At 63.4% G+C, this 13,462-nt stretch carries 16 protein-coding genes; 3 read left to right on the top strand and 13 right to left on the bottom strand.

The annotated features are described in order from the left end of the window. Positions 1-621 precede the first annotated feature (621 nt). The gene (locus D3Y59_RS07570) at positions 622-2,772 is read left to right on the top strand and encodes a TonB-dependent receptor family protein (protein ID WP_119444504.1); all 2,151 of its coding nucleotides are present in this window, start codon (positions 622-624) and stop codon (positions 2,770-2,772) included. Here D3Y59_RS07570 and D3Y59_RS07565 read toward each other — a convergent pair. After that, the gene (locus D3Y59_RS07565) at positions 2,723-5,053 is read right to left on the bottom strand and encodes a PAS domain-containing sensor histidine kinase (RefSeq protein WP_119444503.1); all 2,331 of its coding nucleotides are present in this window, start codon (positions 5,051-5,053) and stop codon (positions 2,723-2,725) included. The two genes, D3Y59_RS07570 and D3Y59_RS07565, sit on opposite strands and share 50 nt — an antisense overlap. 226 nt (positions 5,054-5,279) lie before the next feature. On the opposite strand from D3Y59_RS07565, the gene D3Y59_RS07560 reads away from it, so the two are divergent. Further along, entirely contained in the window at positions 5,280-5,609 is a 330-nt protein-coding gene (locus tag D3Y59_RS07560; RefSeq protein ID WP_162910620.1) for a hypothetical protein, read from the top strand. 18 nt (positions 5,610-5,627) lie between these two features. Here the strand turns inward: D3Y59_RS07560 and D3Y59_RS07555 are convergent, their stop codons facing one another. The 10 genes from D3Y59_RS07555 to D3Y59_RS07515 form a co-directional block, all read right to left on the bottom strand. Then, a complete protein-coding gene (locus D3Y59_RS07555) occupies positions 5,628-6,782 on the bottom strand; it encodes a Gfo/Idh/MocA family protein (protein ID WP_119444501.1) in 1,155 nt (384 codons plus the stop codon). Between the two features lie 209 nt (positions 6,783-6,991). Continuing rightward, positions 6,992-7,789 carry a phosphatase PAP2 family protein gene (locus D3Y59_RS07550; protein ID WP_119444500.1) on the bottom strand — a complete coding sequence of 266 codons (798 nt, stop codon included), beginning with the start codon at positions 7,787-7,789 and terminating at the stop codon, positions 6,992-6,994. Between the two features lie 58 nt (positions 7,790-7,847). Then, entirely contained in the window at positions 7,848-8,657 is an 810-nt protein-coding gene (locus tag D3Y59_RS07545) for a universal stress protein (RefSeq protein WP_119444499.1), read from the bottom strand. Between the two features lie 144 nt (positions 8,658-8,801). Further along, a complete protein-coding gene (locus tag D3Y59_RS07540; RefSeq protein ID WP_119444498.1) occupies positions 8,802-9,338 on the bottom strand; it encodes a GNAT family N-acetyltransferase in 537 nt (178 codons plus the stop codon). Between the two features lie 33 nt (positions 9,339-9,371). Next, positions 9,372-9,779 (bottom strand): VOC family protein, encoded by a 408-nt coding sequence (locus tag D3Y59_RS07535; RefSeq protein WP_119444497.1) that lies wholly within the window; start codon positions 9,777-9,779, stop codon positions 9,372-9,374. Further along, positions 9,758-9,916, bottom strand: coding sequence for a VOC family protein (locus D3Y59_RS18245; RefSeq protein ID WP_162910619.1), 159 nt, complete (start codon positions 9,914-9,916; stop codon positions 9,758-9,760). The genes D3Y59_RS07535 and D3Y59_RS18245 overlap by 22 nt, the downstream gene beginning before the upstream one ends. 51 nt (positions 9,917-9,967) lie before the next feature. Next, entirely contained in the window at positions 9,968-10,312 is a 345-nt protein-coding gene (locus D3Y59_RS07530; RefSeq protein ID WP_119444496.1) for an ArsR/SmtB family transcription factor, read from the bottom strand. Between the two features lie 186 nt (positions 10,313-10,498). Further along, positions 10,499-10,795, bottom strand: coding sequence for a hypothetical protein (locus tag D3Y59_RS07525; RefSeq protein ID WP_119444495.1), 297 nt, complete (start codon positions 10,793-10,795; stop codon positions 10,499-10,501). A gap of 114 nt (positions 10,796-10,909) precedes the next feature. Continuing rightward, positions 10,910-11,176 carry a hypothetical protein gene (locus D3Y59_RS07520; RefSeq protein WP_119444494.1) on the bottom strand — a complete coding sequence of 89 codons (267 nt, stop codon included), beginning with the start codon at positions 11,174-11,176 and terminating at the stop codon, positions 10,910-10,912. Between the two features lie 27 nt (positions 11,177-11,203). Next, entirely contained in the window at positions 11,204-11,386 is a 183-nt protein-coding gene (locus tag D3Y59_RS07515) for a hypothetical protein (protein WP_119444493.1), read from the bottom strand. Positions 11,387-11,529: 143 nt separating this feature from the next. On the opposite strand from D3Y59_RS07515, the gene D3Y59_RS07510 reads away from it, so the two are divergent. After that, positions 11,530-11,805 carry a GNAT family N-acetyltransferase gene (locus D3Y59_RS07510; RefSeq protein ID WP_119444492.1) on the top strand — a complete coding sequence of 92 codons (276 nt, stop codon included), beginning with the start codon at positions 11,530-11,532 and terminating at the stop codon, positions 11,803-11,805. Between the two features lie 126 nt (positions 11,806-11,931). Here the strand turns inward: D3Y59_RS07510 and D3Y59_RS18240 are convergent, their stop codons facing one another. Next, on the bottom strand, positions 11,932-12,651 hold the full coding sequence (locus tag D3Y59_RS18240) for a hypothetical protein (RefSeq protein WP_162910618.1): 720 nt from the start codon (positions 12,649-12,651) through the stop codon (positions 11,932-11,934). Between the two features lie 172 nt (positions 12,652-12,823). Continuing rightward, the gene (locus D3Y59_RS07500; RefSeq protein WP_240410593.1) at positions 12,824-13,327 is read right to left on the bottom strand and encodes a fasciclin domain-containing protein; all 504 of its coding nucleotides are present in this window, start codon (positions 13,325-13,327) and stop codon (positions 12,824-12,826) included. Between the last annotated feature and the right edge of the window lie 135 nt (positions 13,328-13,462).

Here is a 13,462-nt window from a genome sequence, read left to right as displayed (position 1 = left end):
TGGCAAAAGCAATAGCTTGCCAGGCCACACGCGTTAGCAAGCGTGCAGCCGTTGAACGAACAAAAAGGGCGAGAGACCTAGGGCTTAGGTTAGGCCATCAGCAAGTGTACAGGTTGCCTCATACATCATCAGCCAACAGAGGTGAGAAGGGAAGCTAGGCAAGAACGGCGGCAGGGCAGTAAGCATACCAAGCGCAGTAGCAGCAAGGGCGTTGATTAAAGTAACCTTAATTGGAACCAAATAGCAAGTGAGTCTATAAATAAATAACAAATAAATATATGATAAATATCATTAGTAGAGCTTGCGAGACCAGCCAGCCCGTTGGCGCAGGCGCACTGTAAAATCCCTTTGAATTAAATTCAACTATTGACTTGGCGCCAACAGTCATGCATTTGTGCCGCGCTGCGGATGGTCGACTTCTTGTTTCGAATCTGAAAAGGGGCTGCTGCGTTTGGCTATACCGCGCAAAGCGCAAGTGCCGACAATTCGGGCGCACCGTTGCAAAAAATTGATGATTAGCTGCCTAGGCCCTCGGGAGGTGTTATAGGCGTGCGCCTGCCAAGCGTCGGCCAACTATAGCAAGGGCTTTCACGTTCGGGAACTGTTTGCTTTGTTGCTGCTATGCACCCATTACCAATTGCGCTGCTGCTTGTGCTGTGTGCTGCTGCCCTAGGTGCGCAGGCTCAAAACAGCCCCGCCCGCGATACCACCCGCCGCTCCGTAGCCCTGCCCGAAGCCACGGTAATCGGGTACGGGCAGCGCTTGCCGCTGCGGCGCACCGCTGCGGCCGTAGGCGTAATAGATGAGCAGGTGATTCGGCGCTTCAACGAGGTGTCGCTAACGCAGGCCGTTAACACGCTGCCCGGCGTGCGGCTGGAGGAGCGCGCCACGGCCAGCTACCGCATTAGCGTGCGGGGCAGCACTTTACGCTCGCCGTTTGGGGTGCGCAACGTAAAGGTGTATTACAACGACATCCCGTTTACCGAAGCCAGCGGCAGCACGCCGCTCAACCTGCTCGACCCCGCCACCCTGGGTAGAATCGAGGTGATAAAAGGCCCGGCCGGCAGCGCCTACGGAGCCGGCACGGGCGGCGTGGTGCTGCTAAGCAACCGCCGGCCAGTGCCCGGCGAGGCCCGCGTGCAACTGGGCGTGGCGGCCGGCTCGTTTGGCTTGCGGCGCTACTCGGCCGTAGCCGAAACCGGCACTGACGGCCGCAACCTACGCGCCCAGTATACCCGGCAGGAGCTCGACGGCTACCGCCAAAACAGCGCCCAGCGCCGCGACGTGCTGACGCTGGATGGCGAGCTAGCCGCTTCGGAAAAGCAAACCCTTGGCCTCAGCGCCCTCTACACCGACCTCGACTACCAGATACCCGGCAGCCTCACGCGGGCACAGTTCGAGCAGAACCCGCGGCAAGCCCGGCCGCGCAATGCCGCCGGGCCCGGCACCGTGGAGCAACGCGCCAGCTACCGCTCGCGCACGGCATTGCTAGGCGCCACGCACGAGTACCGTTTTTCGGCCGCTTTCGCCAACACTACCACCATCTACGCTATAGGCTCGGTTATTCGCACGCCGTTTTTGGTTGACTACGAGCGCAACACGCAGGTGGGCTGGGGCGGGCGCACCAGCTTTGGCTACCGCACCTTGCTGGCCGGGTTGCCGCTGCGCCTTGCGGCCGGCGGCGAGGTGCAAACCTCGTTCGAAAACGCGCGCAACTACCAAAACCGGGGCGGCACGCCCGGCCCGCTGCGCTACGACGACGAAATCCGGACGGCTACGGGTTTTGTGTTTGGGCAGGCCGATTGGGAGCTGCCCCATGGGTTTTTGGCCACGGTGGGCGCCAGCTACAACCGCCTGCGCTACCGCATCTACCGGGTGTCGGATGCGGCTTTGCAGCCCAACAACTACCGCTTCGAGCGCAGCTTCCGGCCCGAGGTGTCGCCTAGGGTGGCGCTGCTCAAGGAGCTGACGCCGCAGGTATCGGCCTACGCCAGCGTGAGCAGCGGTTTCTCGCCGCCCACCGAGGAGGAAATTCGGCCTTCCAACGGTTCGCTCAACCGCGAGCTGCAGGCCGAGCGCGGCACCAGCTACGAGGTGGGTACGCGCGGCCAACTGCTCGGCAACCGCCTCCGCTTCGATGTGGCCGCTTACGATTTCCGGCTGCGCCAAAGCATTGTATCGCGCACCGATGCGCAGGGCGTGCAGCTGTTTTCGAACTCGGGCGCCACGCGGCAACGCGGCCTGGAGGTAGCCCTAAGCGGCTGGCTGTGGCAAGCGCCGCCGGCCGCTGGGTCCGCTGCCGGTGCTGCAGCGCTGCCCCTAAGTTTGCGCGCCTTTGCCAGCTACGCCTACAATCATTACCGCTTCGGGCATTACGAGAGCAACGGCAACGATTTCAGCGGCAACCGCCTCACGGGCACCGCGCCGCACACCTTGGCCGCTGGGCTCGATTTCAGCCACCGCCTAGGTTTCTACATCAGCCCTACCACCAACCACCAGGCGCGCCTTCCGCTCAACGATGCCAATACGGAGTACGCGGCCGGGTACTGGGTTTTTGCCGCCCGCGCGGGCTGGCGGCGCACCTGGCTGCAGCGCCTCGAAACGGAGCTGTACGCGGGCCTCGAAAACGCCACCAACCGGCGTTACAGCCTTGGCAACGACCTGAACGCCTTTGGCAACCGCTACTTTCAGCCGGCGCCCGGGCGCAACTACTACGGCGGCCTTACGGTTGGGTGGCGCTGGTATGCCTCGGAAAGTACACCGAGAAGGTAGAGCCCACGCCCGGTTCGCTGCTGACCTCGATTTTGCCGCCGGCGTTTTCGACGCTGCGCTTCACCATGTAAAGGCCCACGCCCGAGCCCTCCACGTGGTGGTGCAAGCGGCGGAACATGGTGAACAGCTGCTGCTGCTGATCGGCATCGAGGCCCAGGCCGTTGTCGCGCACGTGCAGCACGGTATAATGCGCCAGTTGCGCACAGCCGATGTGCACCAGGGGCTGCCGGCCGGGGTGGCGGTACTTGAGCGCGTTGCTGAGCAGGTTGTACACCACCGAGCGCAGGTTGCGCGGCGAAAACGAAATGCTGGGGCAACCGCCTAGGTCGGCTTCGAGCACGGCGCCGGTTTCGGCAATCAGCGGCTGCAAATCCTGCCGCACGTCGTCGTACACGGCCGCCAGCAACACTTGCGCGGGCGGCTGATCGAACTCTTTCTGCAACTTGGTTACTTCGCTCAGGTAGCCAATGGTGCGCTTAAACCGCTCCACCGATTCGTGCATCATGCGCAGCACCGGCCCCAGCTCGGGGTTGCCCAGCGAAGCGGCCGGGAGTTGGTGCTCCAGCAAATCGAGCAGGCCCTCGATGTTGGTAATGGGCACGCGCAAATCGTGCGAGGCACTGTAAATGAAGTTGTCGAGGTCGACGTTGGTGCGCACCAACCGTTCGTTGGTGGCCTGCAGCTGCTTGTTGAGGGCACGGGCTTCGTCGCGGGCGGTGCGCAGTTGCTGGGTGAGGCGCTGCAAGGCCTGCTCAGCCAGCTGTCGCTCGTGTATGTCGAAAACGGTGCCCACAATGCCGGCGTACTCGCCGCTGGCGCTGTAGCGCGGCATGCCCGCATCAATGGCCCAGCGGTATTGCCCGTCGTGGCGGCGCAGGCGGTACACCACCCGGAACGGCACCTGGTAGTCGTTGGCTTCCAGAAACGCTTTTTCGGCGGCGGGGGCGTCGTCGGGGTGCACGGCTTGCAGCCAGCCAATGCCCAGCGCCTCGGCTTGCTGCTGCCCGGTGTAGCTGTACCATTGCTTGTTGAGGTAAGTGCAGTGCCCGTTGGGGTCGGTTACCCACACCATCGAGGGCAGGCTGTCGGCCATGGAGCGGAAATACTCCTCGCTTTCGAGCAGCACCTGTTGCAGGCGTTTCTGCTCGTGAATGTCGGTGTCGGTGCCAAACCAGCGCGTAATGTTGCCCTCAGCATCGCGCGAGGGCAAAGCCCGCACCAAAAACCAGCGGTACTCGCCCTCGGCACTGCGCAGGCGGGCCTCCACCTCGTAGGGCGTGCCCTGCGCCAGCGCGGTTTGCCAGTGCTGCTGCAGGCGGGGCAAATCATTTGGGTGGAAACAGGATGTCCAGCCGTTGTTGCGGCATTGCTCCCAAGTGCTGCCGGTGTAGCGGTACCACTGCTCGTTGTAGTAATCCACCTCGCCGTGCGGCTTGGCCGTCCACACCAGCTGATCGATGGCGTTGGTGAGCGTAAGCAACTCGTGCTGCATTTGCTGCATTTGCTGCTGGGCCGCCACCTGCTCCGTTACCTCGTAGGTAAACACCACCACCCCGTCGATGCGCCCGTGCTCGTCGTAGCGGGCTTGCTGAATGTAGTTGAAGTAGCCTAACTCGGTGGGGCCGCCGGGGGTGCGCTGCATGGCCAGTACCACGCCCTGCGCCTCGTGCGATACCCCGGTTTCGTACACCTGCCGCAACGAGAGATAGGCCGGGTGCCCGGCCGCCTCGGGCACAGCCTCCAGCAAGGGCCGGCCCAACAAGGCGCGCCCCGGAAACAGCCGCTCGTAGGCGGCGTTAACCATTTCGTACACAAAATCGGGGCCTGCCATGGTGCAGATGGCCGTGGGCGCGTGCCGAAACAACCGCTCCAAGCTGCTGCTTAGCTGCCGGGGCTCGGCCGGGGCGGCGGCACCTAGGGCAGCGGGCGCGGCCGCCGGGGCAAAGCCCAGGGCCAGTTCGTTGTGCTGGCATTGCAACGACAGTTGCCAGGCCGTGCCATCGGGCAGGGCGGGCAGCATCATGTGCAGGGGCTGGCCCGTGCGGTAGGCCTGCTGGCAGTGCGCCAGCAGCCGCTGCCCACCTAGGGCCGCAAAACACGCGCCGAGCAGTACGTTGGGCTCGGCGGGCTGTTGAAGCACTTGTTGCGCTGCTTGGTTGAGGTGCGTTACAACGAAATCGGCCGTATCGGGCCCCACCGGCCGCAGCAGTGCCCCCGGCGAAAACGACACGTGGAGCACGGCTTGGGCCAGCTGCGAAGCGGATTTGGGGTGGTTTGGCAAAGCTGGTTGAAAAAGCGTAGCGCACGGGCTATTGCCCGAAGGTAATACTATCAGAGCCGAGAGCCGGCCTGCAAGCACCGGAAGCACCCGGGGCCGGCTGGCAACCCCCGCCAAGCAGCTCGGTAGCGCGGCCGGTACAGCCCGCCCGAAGCCCTCCCGGGCGGAAGTTCGGCCGCAAATAGCCACGCCGCCGCAATCCGCGTACAAAGCCCGAACATTCACCAAAATGGAGCGGCTTCACCCTTCCCTGCGGCAATTGCAACACCTGCACGAGCAGCTGCTAGGCCTCAATGAGTTTACGCCCGAGCACCACGGCGAGATGCTGCGCCTCAGCCAGGAAGCGTTGCCCGAACTCGAGCGCCTGGCCGCCGTTGATATTGCCGTGCCGTGGCAGCGGCAGGTGCGCGCCAGCCGCGAGCTGCTCGAAATGGCCGTGGCCGAAACAGCCAAGCCCTTGCCGCAGTGGCGCCTGGTGCTCACCGCCCTCAACGGGGCGCTGTACCCGTGGGCGCATTTGCCCCGGCTGCCGCGCACCTCGCCCAACCCCGGCACCTAGGGCCGGCACCGCCCCGGGCTACACCTTTATGGCCTTGCCCTTGCGCGCCGATTCGTAAATGGCCATGATGTAGCGCACGTCGCGCAGGCCCTCCTCGCCGGGCGTGCGGGGCGTTTTGTTTTGCAGAATGCACTCCGAAAGGTGGTCGATTTCGGCGGCAAACTGGTTGCCCTCTTTCAGCTGCGGCTCCTCTTTGCCGTCGGGCTTGCCAATTTTCATGGTGTGCTTATCATAGTCGGAAAGCGGGTCGAGGTCGAGCCAGCCTTTGTCGCCAAAAACGCGGCCGCGCTTCACCGTTTCGTAGCTGTACGACGAGGTGCAGGCGGCCAGCACCCCGCTCGGGAAACGCAGCGTAAAAGCCACGTTGTCTTCCACTTCCTTAAACCTAGGGTCGTTGGGGTCGGAGGCAATTTGGGCGGTAACCTCCACGGGCTCCTCGCCGGCGAAATAACGCGCCGCGTTCAGCGAGTAAATGCCGATATCCATCAGCGAGCCGCCGCCCGCCAGTTTCTTTTGCACGCGCCAAGTATCGGCCTTGTCCTCGGTGGGCTTCACGCGGCGGCCGTGGTCGGAGGTAATAAAGCGGAGCTTGCCCAGCTCGCCTTTCCGGATGCGCTCGATGGCGTTCAGGTTGAAGGGCTCGTACTGGCAGCGGTAGGCAATCATCAGCTGCTTGCCCGCTTTCTGGCAGGCGTCAATCATCTTCTGGCAATCGTGCACGGAGGTGGCCATGGGCTTTTCGCAGAGCACGTGCTTGCCCGCCTGCGCCGCCCGAATGGTGTACTCGGCGTGCAGGCTGTTGGGCAAGATGATGTAGACCACATCCACCTCGGGGTTGTCCTTGATGCTGTCGAAGTTCTGGTAGCTGTAGATGTTTTTCTCCTGAAGGCCGTACTGCTGCGCCAGCTTCTGGGCCTTGTCGGGCGAGCCGCTTACCAGCGCTACCAGGCGCGAGTGTTGGCAATCCTTGAAGTTGGGCATGATTTCCTCGGTGGCAAATTTGCCCAGGCCCACAATGGCCCAGCCGAGTTTCTTCTTGTCGGAGTTTTGCATAGCGGCGGTGAGGGGTTGTGCGAGCATGGCCGCAGCCGCGCCCGGCGCGGCCAGCGCTGCCACGGCAGCACCCAGCCCAGCTTGGCGCAAAAACCGGCGGCGCGAATCGGTAGCATCCATGAGCAATGCGCAATTGGCCAATAGCAGGACTAACGGCTTGGCCCAACCCGGGGTTGCGGCCCGCGCCGCGCGGCCGGCTGCCTAGGTAGCGCCGGGCATGCGCCACCCAGGCAGCCGGCCGTAAACGCAACGCCGCCCGCGCTTCGGCAGCCAAAGGCCGGGGCGCGGGCGGCGTTGCGGGTGCCGAAACGAGAAAGACGACGGCGCACCTAGGGGCGCCACACCACCGTGAGGCCCGCCGCGCCGGGGTAGGCCAGCGGGGCCACGCTGTAGCGGCCCGGCAAGGGCTTGCGGCCCCAGCGGTTGCGGTGGGTGAGGTAGCCCAGGTGCGCCGACAAAATGCCCACGCCGGCACCAGCCACTACATCGGATTGCCAGTGGCGGTTGTTGAGCATGCGCAAGGCTGCCACGCTGGTGGCAATGGTGTAGGCGCCCACGCCGTACCACTGGCTTTTGTCGCGGAACTCGGTGTGCACAATGCTGGCCGCCAAAAACGCCTGCGCCGTGTGGCCCGACGGAAACGAATTGCGCGTGCTGCCATCGGGGCGCAGCACCTTGGTGGTGTGCTTAAGCGTGAAAGTGGTGGCGGCAAAAATGGCTTCCGATTTCAGCACCACCAGCAGCATGTTCAGCCGGTCGTTGCGGGTTTCTACGCCCGAAAGCTCCACGGCGGCTAGCTCTAGGTAAGGCGCGATGATCAGAAAATCATCGACACGGGTGCGGAAGTTGGGAAAGTGCCGCTGAATGTCGCGCCGGGCGTCGTAGCTGCTGTAAAAGCCGCGCCCGTTGATGGTGCTCACGCCGTAGCCGATGAGGGCCGCTGGCACCACCGTGGCGCGCACCAGCTTGCCCTTGTACCAGGGCTTCTTGTCGGCCGCCGACAGGCCGCCGGGGTTTTCGTATTTGCGAACGGTATCGGGCGGCGCGGCGGGCGCCAGCGGCGTTTGTGCCTGCGCCGCCGTGGGCAGCAGGCTAGCCAGCAAAAACAGGAGTCGGAGGTGACGCATAAAAACCGGAGTACCCGCAAAGGTACTCCGGTGTTATGGATGAGCTAGCCGACGGGACCTAGGCTTTTTCGGGCAGCACCAGCACGGGCAGGCGCGCCTCGCGCACCACCGTGGCCGTTACGCTTTGGTGAAACAAGTTGCCCAGGAAGCTGTGGCGCCGGGCCACCAGCAGCAGCAAGTCGGGCTGCTGCATGGCGGTGGCGTCGGCAATGCCGGCCGCCGGACTGGTGCCGCTAATGCCGCTGGCCTGCGCGCTGGCAAAACCGGCCACCAGGCCCGCGTGCTCGGCGTTGGCAAAAACGCGGCTGGGGTCGTTGGCAACTTCTTCCTCGCTTACGTGCAGCACGGTAAGGGCCGCATTGCCCAGCAAGGGCTGCAACTCGGTGGTAGTGTGCGTGGTGGGCAGGGGCTGGTCGTCGAGGGCAAGGAGCACTTGGCGCGGCGGCACCGCACCGGCTGCGTTGTGCGGCACCACCAGCAGGGGGCAGGCCACGTGGCGCAGTACATCCAACGAGGTAGTGTGCTCCAGCTCTTCGGGGGTGTTGCTTAGGTCGGGGCGGCCCACCACCAGCACCGAAGCGTTGTGCCGCCGAGCTGCTTCGGCCAACTCGGCGGCTACGTCGCCGCGCTCCAGGGCGCAGGTAGCCCGCACGCCCGCCGGCAACGCGCGCAGGCGTTGCTGCAGCAGGTCGTGGGCTTGGCTTTCGGAGTACTCGGCGGTGCCAGTGAAAGCACGCGGGCTCAGCAGCGAAGGGCGCACGTGCAGCAGCACAAGGTGCGCGCCCGCTGGCGCGGCCAGGGCAGCGGCATATTGCAGGGCGTGGTCGGCAACGGGCGAAAAATCGGTCAGAACAAGCAAAGTGAGCATAACGGGGAGCTTTAGCCGGGCGCCTGACAATGGCGCATTGGCGCTGCAGTTTACAACCTGTGTGTTAATGGGTAATTACGCCGGTCGGAAAATCGCGTCGGAATGCACCAAAATTGCGCTCGGTTGGGCGCTGGGCCTTGGCAATCAAATGCGGGTGGGTGCCGCGGCCGAAGCGGGGGCATCTGCGCCTGCGGTGCCTACCACGGCGCTGCGCCGCTCGAGCAGCACCACGTTGCGCCATACGCCGTGCAGCTGGCCCAGCCGTTCGCGGTAGCCCACCACCCGAAAACCCGCTTTGGCATGAAGGGCGAGGCTGGCGGTGTTTTCTGGCAAAATGCCGGCCTGCAGCGTCCAAATGCCGTTGCTTTCCGATGCCTGCACCAGGGCCCGCAGCAGCAGCAGGCCTACGCCTTGGCCACGAGCTTCGGCGGCAACGTACACGCTAACCTCGGCCACTCCGCCGTACACGCACCGCCCCGAAACAGGGCTGAGTGCTGCCCAGCCCACTACTTGCTGCTGCTCGTTGCATGCCACCAGCCGGCTGTGCCCTAGGTGGCTGGCGTGCCAGGTGGGCCAGGCAGGCACCTGGGTTTCAAAAGTAGCATTGCCCGTGCCTACGCCCGCCGCATAAATGGCTTGCACGGCGGGCCAGTGTTGCTCGGTTAAGGGGTGCAGGGTCATGGGGCTTGGTTGTGAGGTAAAGCACGAACTGCGTTAGCAGGTGCCGGTGCTGCAGCACTGTGGGGTTGGGCCCGCCTCAACCAGCGTAAAGGCCATGGGTGCGGTGGTTAGCGCTTCGGCCGGGGCCGAAGCGATGCAGCACTGGCCGGTGCTGGCCGCTAGGTCGTCGTAGTGCGGGTCGTTAAACTCGGCGTCTTCGTGAAAGTAGTACACTTCCCATTCCACGCCGTCGGGGTCGTTTACCCAAAACTTATCCTGCTTGGCGTAGCAGCAATTGGTGCCCATTTCCTGGCGCTGCACCAGCCCGGCGGCGCTGGCTACGGCTAGGCGCTGCTGCAGCTGCTCGGGAGTTTCAACCTGAAAGCCCAGGTGGCCAAAGTGGCTTTGCACGCGGGCCGGGTTTTGCACAAAGGAGATAATCAGCGACGGTCGCTCGAGCACGTATTTGGAGTAGCCGGGCTTTGTTTTGCTTGCTTGCTGGCTGGCTGGCCGAAAAAGCGGTTGTAGAAGGCCACGGTAGCCTCAATGTTGGACACGTACAGCGAAACGTGCATGCGAGGGAAGAGAGCGGTTTTCATAGATCAGAAGGGCAGAAAAAGGTTGCTGAACAAACGCGGAAGCGGCGGCACCTAGCAGGCGCAACCGGGTGCTGCGGGCCCGCAGCAAGCGGCCTGCTCCAGAAAAGCACCGAATTGCTGCTGCACGCGCCCGAGCACCTCCGTATCGAGGCAGTAGCACACGGTAAGCCCGTCGATGTCGCCGCGCACCAAGCCAGCCGCTTTCAGCTCTTGCAGGTGCTGCGAAACGGTGGTACGCGAAAGCGGCAGCTCGGCCGCTATGTCGCCGGAAATGCAAGTTTTTTTGGCGGCCAGCAGCTCGATGATGGCCACGCGGGCCGGGTGACTTAGGGCCTTGGCTACCCGCGCCAGCTGCTGCTGGGCCTCGGTGAACTCGGAAAGCTTGGCGTAGGTCATATATTCATGAAGTATGACGCAAACATACGTCATAGATAATTGTAACTCCAACCGTTTGTCGGATAAATATTTATAATTGACTATTTAAGCCTCGCTCCGGCTTGTCGACACTAAGCCCTAGGTGCCACAGGTTAAGCAGCCCAAAACAACACGGCCCGCTGCGAGGTGCGGCGGGCCGTGGCGGGCTTAGCGGGTGCGGTTGGTGGGGTCGAACCCAGTAGTGTCGTCGGTGAATGTGGGCGGGCGCGGGGTTTCGGTGTCGTCGCTGCCGTCGGAATAAATGCGGTCGGGCGTGCTGCGCGACATAATCTGGCCGTGGGTTTCGCGGTTCAGCATGGCCGTGGTGCTGCCCTCGGTATTATTGTTTTCCTGGGCGGGGGTGGGGCGGTCCTGTGCGTCGCGCTGTTGTTGCTCCTGGCGCTCCTCGCGAGCCTGGTGGTCGTCGGGTTCGTTGTACTGGGGGTGCTGTGATTTCGATGCCATGGTTGCGGATGGTAAGTAGGGTACTGCCTGGGTGTACGTAGCCCGCGGGCCCTAGGTCGATAAAAAAGCCCCGGCCATTGAGGGCCGGGGCTGCAATGGGTGCAGGCGCCGGGGCTATTCGGCGCGGGTGTTGGGGTTTTCTTCGCCCGGCACGCGCTCCTCGTTGCCGAGGTGCTGCGAGGCCGGTTGGTTCAGGCCCGAGGCAAAGTCGGAGGTGTCTTCGTCGGGGGCGGGCTGATCGAGAATCTGCCCGTATGTTTCGCGGTCGAGCAGGCTGGGCGCCTTGGTGCTGGTATCGCGCTGGTTTTCTTCGGCCGACACGGTTTTGCGCAGTTTGTCGGCTGCGTCGTCGGCGGGCTGGATGGGGTACTGGGAATGCATAGCGGGGGTGGGGAGAGGCGGGAAGGGTTAGTCGACGGGGTAGAGGCTGTGGCTGGCAGGGTCAATCTGCTCCCAATAGCGCATGCGCGGGGCCGGCGCTACGGGCTGGGCTGTGGGCGAAGCCGGAACCGGCTTCGCGGCCGGCGCCGGGCCCACGCGGTTGCTGAGCGGCTGCGGCGTTTCGGTTTTGGGGGTAGCTACTTGAGGCATAGGAGGATGGAAAAAAACAAAGCCGGGCAGGTGGCAACGGCTGCCCCGTTATACGTAACACAGGCGGTTGTGGTCGACGAGGGCAGCGCCAACGCGCCGCCTGCCCAGTTACTGCACCTTTCAACTCCCTAGCCCGCCAACCCATGCACATCGAACACCAACCCGAAGACCAGACGTTTTACGCCACCTCGCACGGCTACGAAGGCGAGCTTTCGTACAGCCGGCCGGAAGCCGGCGTTGTCGATTTCGCACACACCTACGTCGACGAAGAGCTGCGCGGCAAGGGCGTGGCCGAGCGCCTGGCCGAACAAGCCCTCGACTGGGCCGCCAGCGAAAAGCTGCGCGTGCGCACCTCGTGCCCGTACATGGCCAAATTTGTGCAGAAAAACCACGACAAGTACCAGCAGCTGCTGGCCTAGCAGCGGCCCTAGGTGCCGCTGCCCGTGGCGCCTACCGGGGGCTGCGCCTGGCACGGCCGGCCGCAAAAAAAAGCGGCTCCGGGTGCAACGCACCCGGAGCCGCTTTTCAGCTTAAATGAACCGGAATTACATCTCCGACTTCATTTTCATCTTGTCTTTCTTGGCCTTCATTTTTTCTTCTTTGCCGGGCTTCATGCGGCGGCCTACGCGCATGTCGTCAGCGCCGGTAGTAGTAGTGGTAGTCGAGGTGTTCGTGTCGGTGGTAGTGGTGCCGGTGCCCGACATCGAGCCGCTGCTGGTGCCGGTAGTAGAGGTACCGCTGCCGCTCATCGTGCCCGAGCCGGTGCTCATGGTACCGGTGCTGGTGCCCGTACCCGAGCCAGTGCTCATGGTACCCGTGCCCGAGCCCGACATAGTACCTGTGCTGGTTCCGGTGCTCGTACCGGTGCCCATCGTGCCCGACGAGTTCGTATCGGTGGTGGTGCCGGTGCTAGTGCCGGTGCTCATGCTGCCTGTGCTCGAGCCGCTCATCGAGCCCGACGACGAATTGATCATCGAACCGCCCGTAGAGGAGCCCGAAGAGCCCGTGGAGGTGCCGGTGGCATCCATCGAGCCGTCTTTCATGGGTTTCACCTTCGACTTCATTTTGTCGCCGGCTTCGGTCTTGCCTTTCAGCTTGGTATTGCCGTTGTCGTCGTTTTTCACCTTGGTCACGGTGCCGTCGGGCGTTGTGGTCTTGGTTTTTTCTTCGTCCGACTTGGTTTTCGTGGTTTGCGCTTCGGCCACGGTGGTTACGGCGCACATGGCAAGTGCCAGCGACAGCAGGGAGATTGTTTTCTTAAGCATGGTTGGTCAGGATGGGAGTGGTTGGGAAAACTCAGCCCTTATACGGGTAAAATGCAAGCAGGGTCTAGATTGCCCGCTCCCTGTTGGTGCGCGGCCGCCGACCACCTAGGGTACTAGGCATAAAAAAACCGCCCGCGCGGCGCGGGCGGTTTTTTTCGTCAAGCGCGTACGCCTAGCGCGTGGGCATGAGCACGGTGTCAACCACGTGGGTTACGCCATTGCTCGACACCACATTGGGGATAGACACCGTAGCCATGCCGCCTTTGGCATCGCGCAGCATCACCGAGTTGCCTTTTTTCATCACGGTCAGGGTTTCGCCCGCCACGGTGGTTAGCTGCTGTCCGTCTTTCAAATCGGTGGCCAGGTAGCGGCCGGGCACCACGTGGTAGGTAAGAATGCTCGTTAACTGCTGCTTGTTGGCCGGCTCTACGAGCGTTTGCACAGTGCCCGCGGGCAGCTTATCGAAGGCCGCGTTGGTGGGTGCAAACACCGTGAAAGGACCTGTGCCTTGCAGCGTGGATACCAATCCAGCGGCCTTAACAGCCGTTACGAGCGTGGTGTGCTCCGAAGAATTGAGGGCGTTGGCCACAATATCCTTGTCCGGCGTCATCATGGCACCGCCCACCATCACGCCGCCCGCAGCCGAGGAAGTAGCCATCGGGGAGCTTTTCGACATGCTACCGCCGGTGGTGGTGCCGTTCATCGAAGATTTCCCCTTCGTTTTCATCTTGTCTTCCTTGGCCTTGGTTTTCGTTTGGGCCAGCGCCGAGGTGCCGACGCCCGATCCGATAGCTACGACAAGGGCAAGGGC

The organism is Hymenobacter oligotrophus (assembly GCF_003574965.1).
GTDB classification, from domain to species: domain Bacteria; phylum Bacteroidota; class Bacteroidia; order Cytophagales; family Hymenobacteraceae; genus Solirubrum; species Solirubrum oligotrophum.
This window is presented reverse-complemented; position numbering and strand designations above follow the sequence as displayed.

Excerpts from the sequence above, each read along its gene's own strand:
- D3Y59_RS07570 (WP_119444504.1), top strand. The coding sequence starts at position 622 with ATGCACCCATTACCAATTGCGCTGCTGCTTGTGCTGTGTGCTGCTGCC.
- D3Y59_RS07560 (WP_162910620.1), top strand. The coding sequence starts at position 5,280 with ATGGAGCGGCTTCACCCTTCCCTGCGGCAATTGCAACACCTGCACGAG.
- D3Y59_RS07555 (WP_119444501.1), bottom strand. The coding sequence starts at position 6,782 with ATGGATGCTACCGATTCGCGCCGCCGGTTTTTGCGCCAAGCTGGGCTG.
- D3Y59_RS07550 (WP_119444500.1), bottom strand. The coding sequence starts at position 7,789 with ATGCGTCACCTCCGACTCCTGTTTTTGCTGGCTAGCCTGCTGCCCACG.
- D3Y59_RS07545 (WP_119444499.1), bottom strand. The coding sequence starts at position 8,657 with ATGCTCACTTTGCTTGTTCTGACCGATTTTTCGCCCGTTGCCGACCAC.
- D3Y59_RS07540 (WP_119444498.1), bottom strand. The coding sequence starts at position 9,338 with ATGACCCTGCACCCCTTAACCGAGCAACACTGGCCCGCCGTGCAAGCC.
- D3Y59_RS18245 (WP_162910619.1), bottom strand. The coding sequence starts at position 9,916 with ATGAAAACCGCTCTCTTCCCTCGCATGCACGTTTCGCTGTACGTGTCC.
- D3Y59_RS07530 (WP_119444496.1), bottom strand. The coding sequence starts at position 10,312 with ATGACCTACGCCAAGCTTTCCGAGTTCACCGAGGCCCAGCAGCAGCTG.
- D3Y59_RS07525 (WP_119444495.1), bottom strand. The coding sequence starts at position 10,795 with ATGGCATCGAAATCACAGCACCCCCAGTACAACGAACCCGACGACCAC.
- D3Y59_RS07520 (WP_119444494.1), bottom strand. The coding sequence starts at position 11,176 with ATGCATTCCCAGTACCCCATCCAGCCCGCCGACGACGCAGCCGACAAA.
- D3Y59_RS07515 (WP_119444493.1), bottom strand. The coding sequence starts at position 11,386 with ATGCCTCAAGTAGCTACCCCCAAAACCGAAACGCCGCAGCCGCTCAGC.
- D3Y59_RS07510 (WP_119444492.1), top strand. The coding sequence starts at position 11,530 with ATGCACATCGAACACCAACCCGAAGACCAGACGTTTTACGCCACCTCG.
- D3Y59_RS18240 (WP_162910618.1), bottom strand. The coding sequence starts at position 12,651 with ATGCTTAAGAAAACAATCTCCCTGCTGTCGCTGGCACTTGCCATGTGC.
- D3Y59_RS07500 (WP_240410593.1), bottom strand. The coding sequence starts at position 13,327 with ATGTCGAAAAGCTCCCCGATGGCTACTTCCTCGGCTGCGGGCGGCGTG.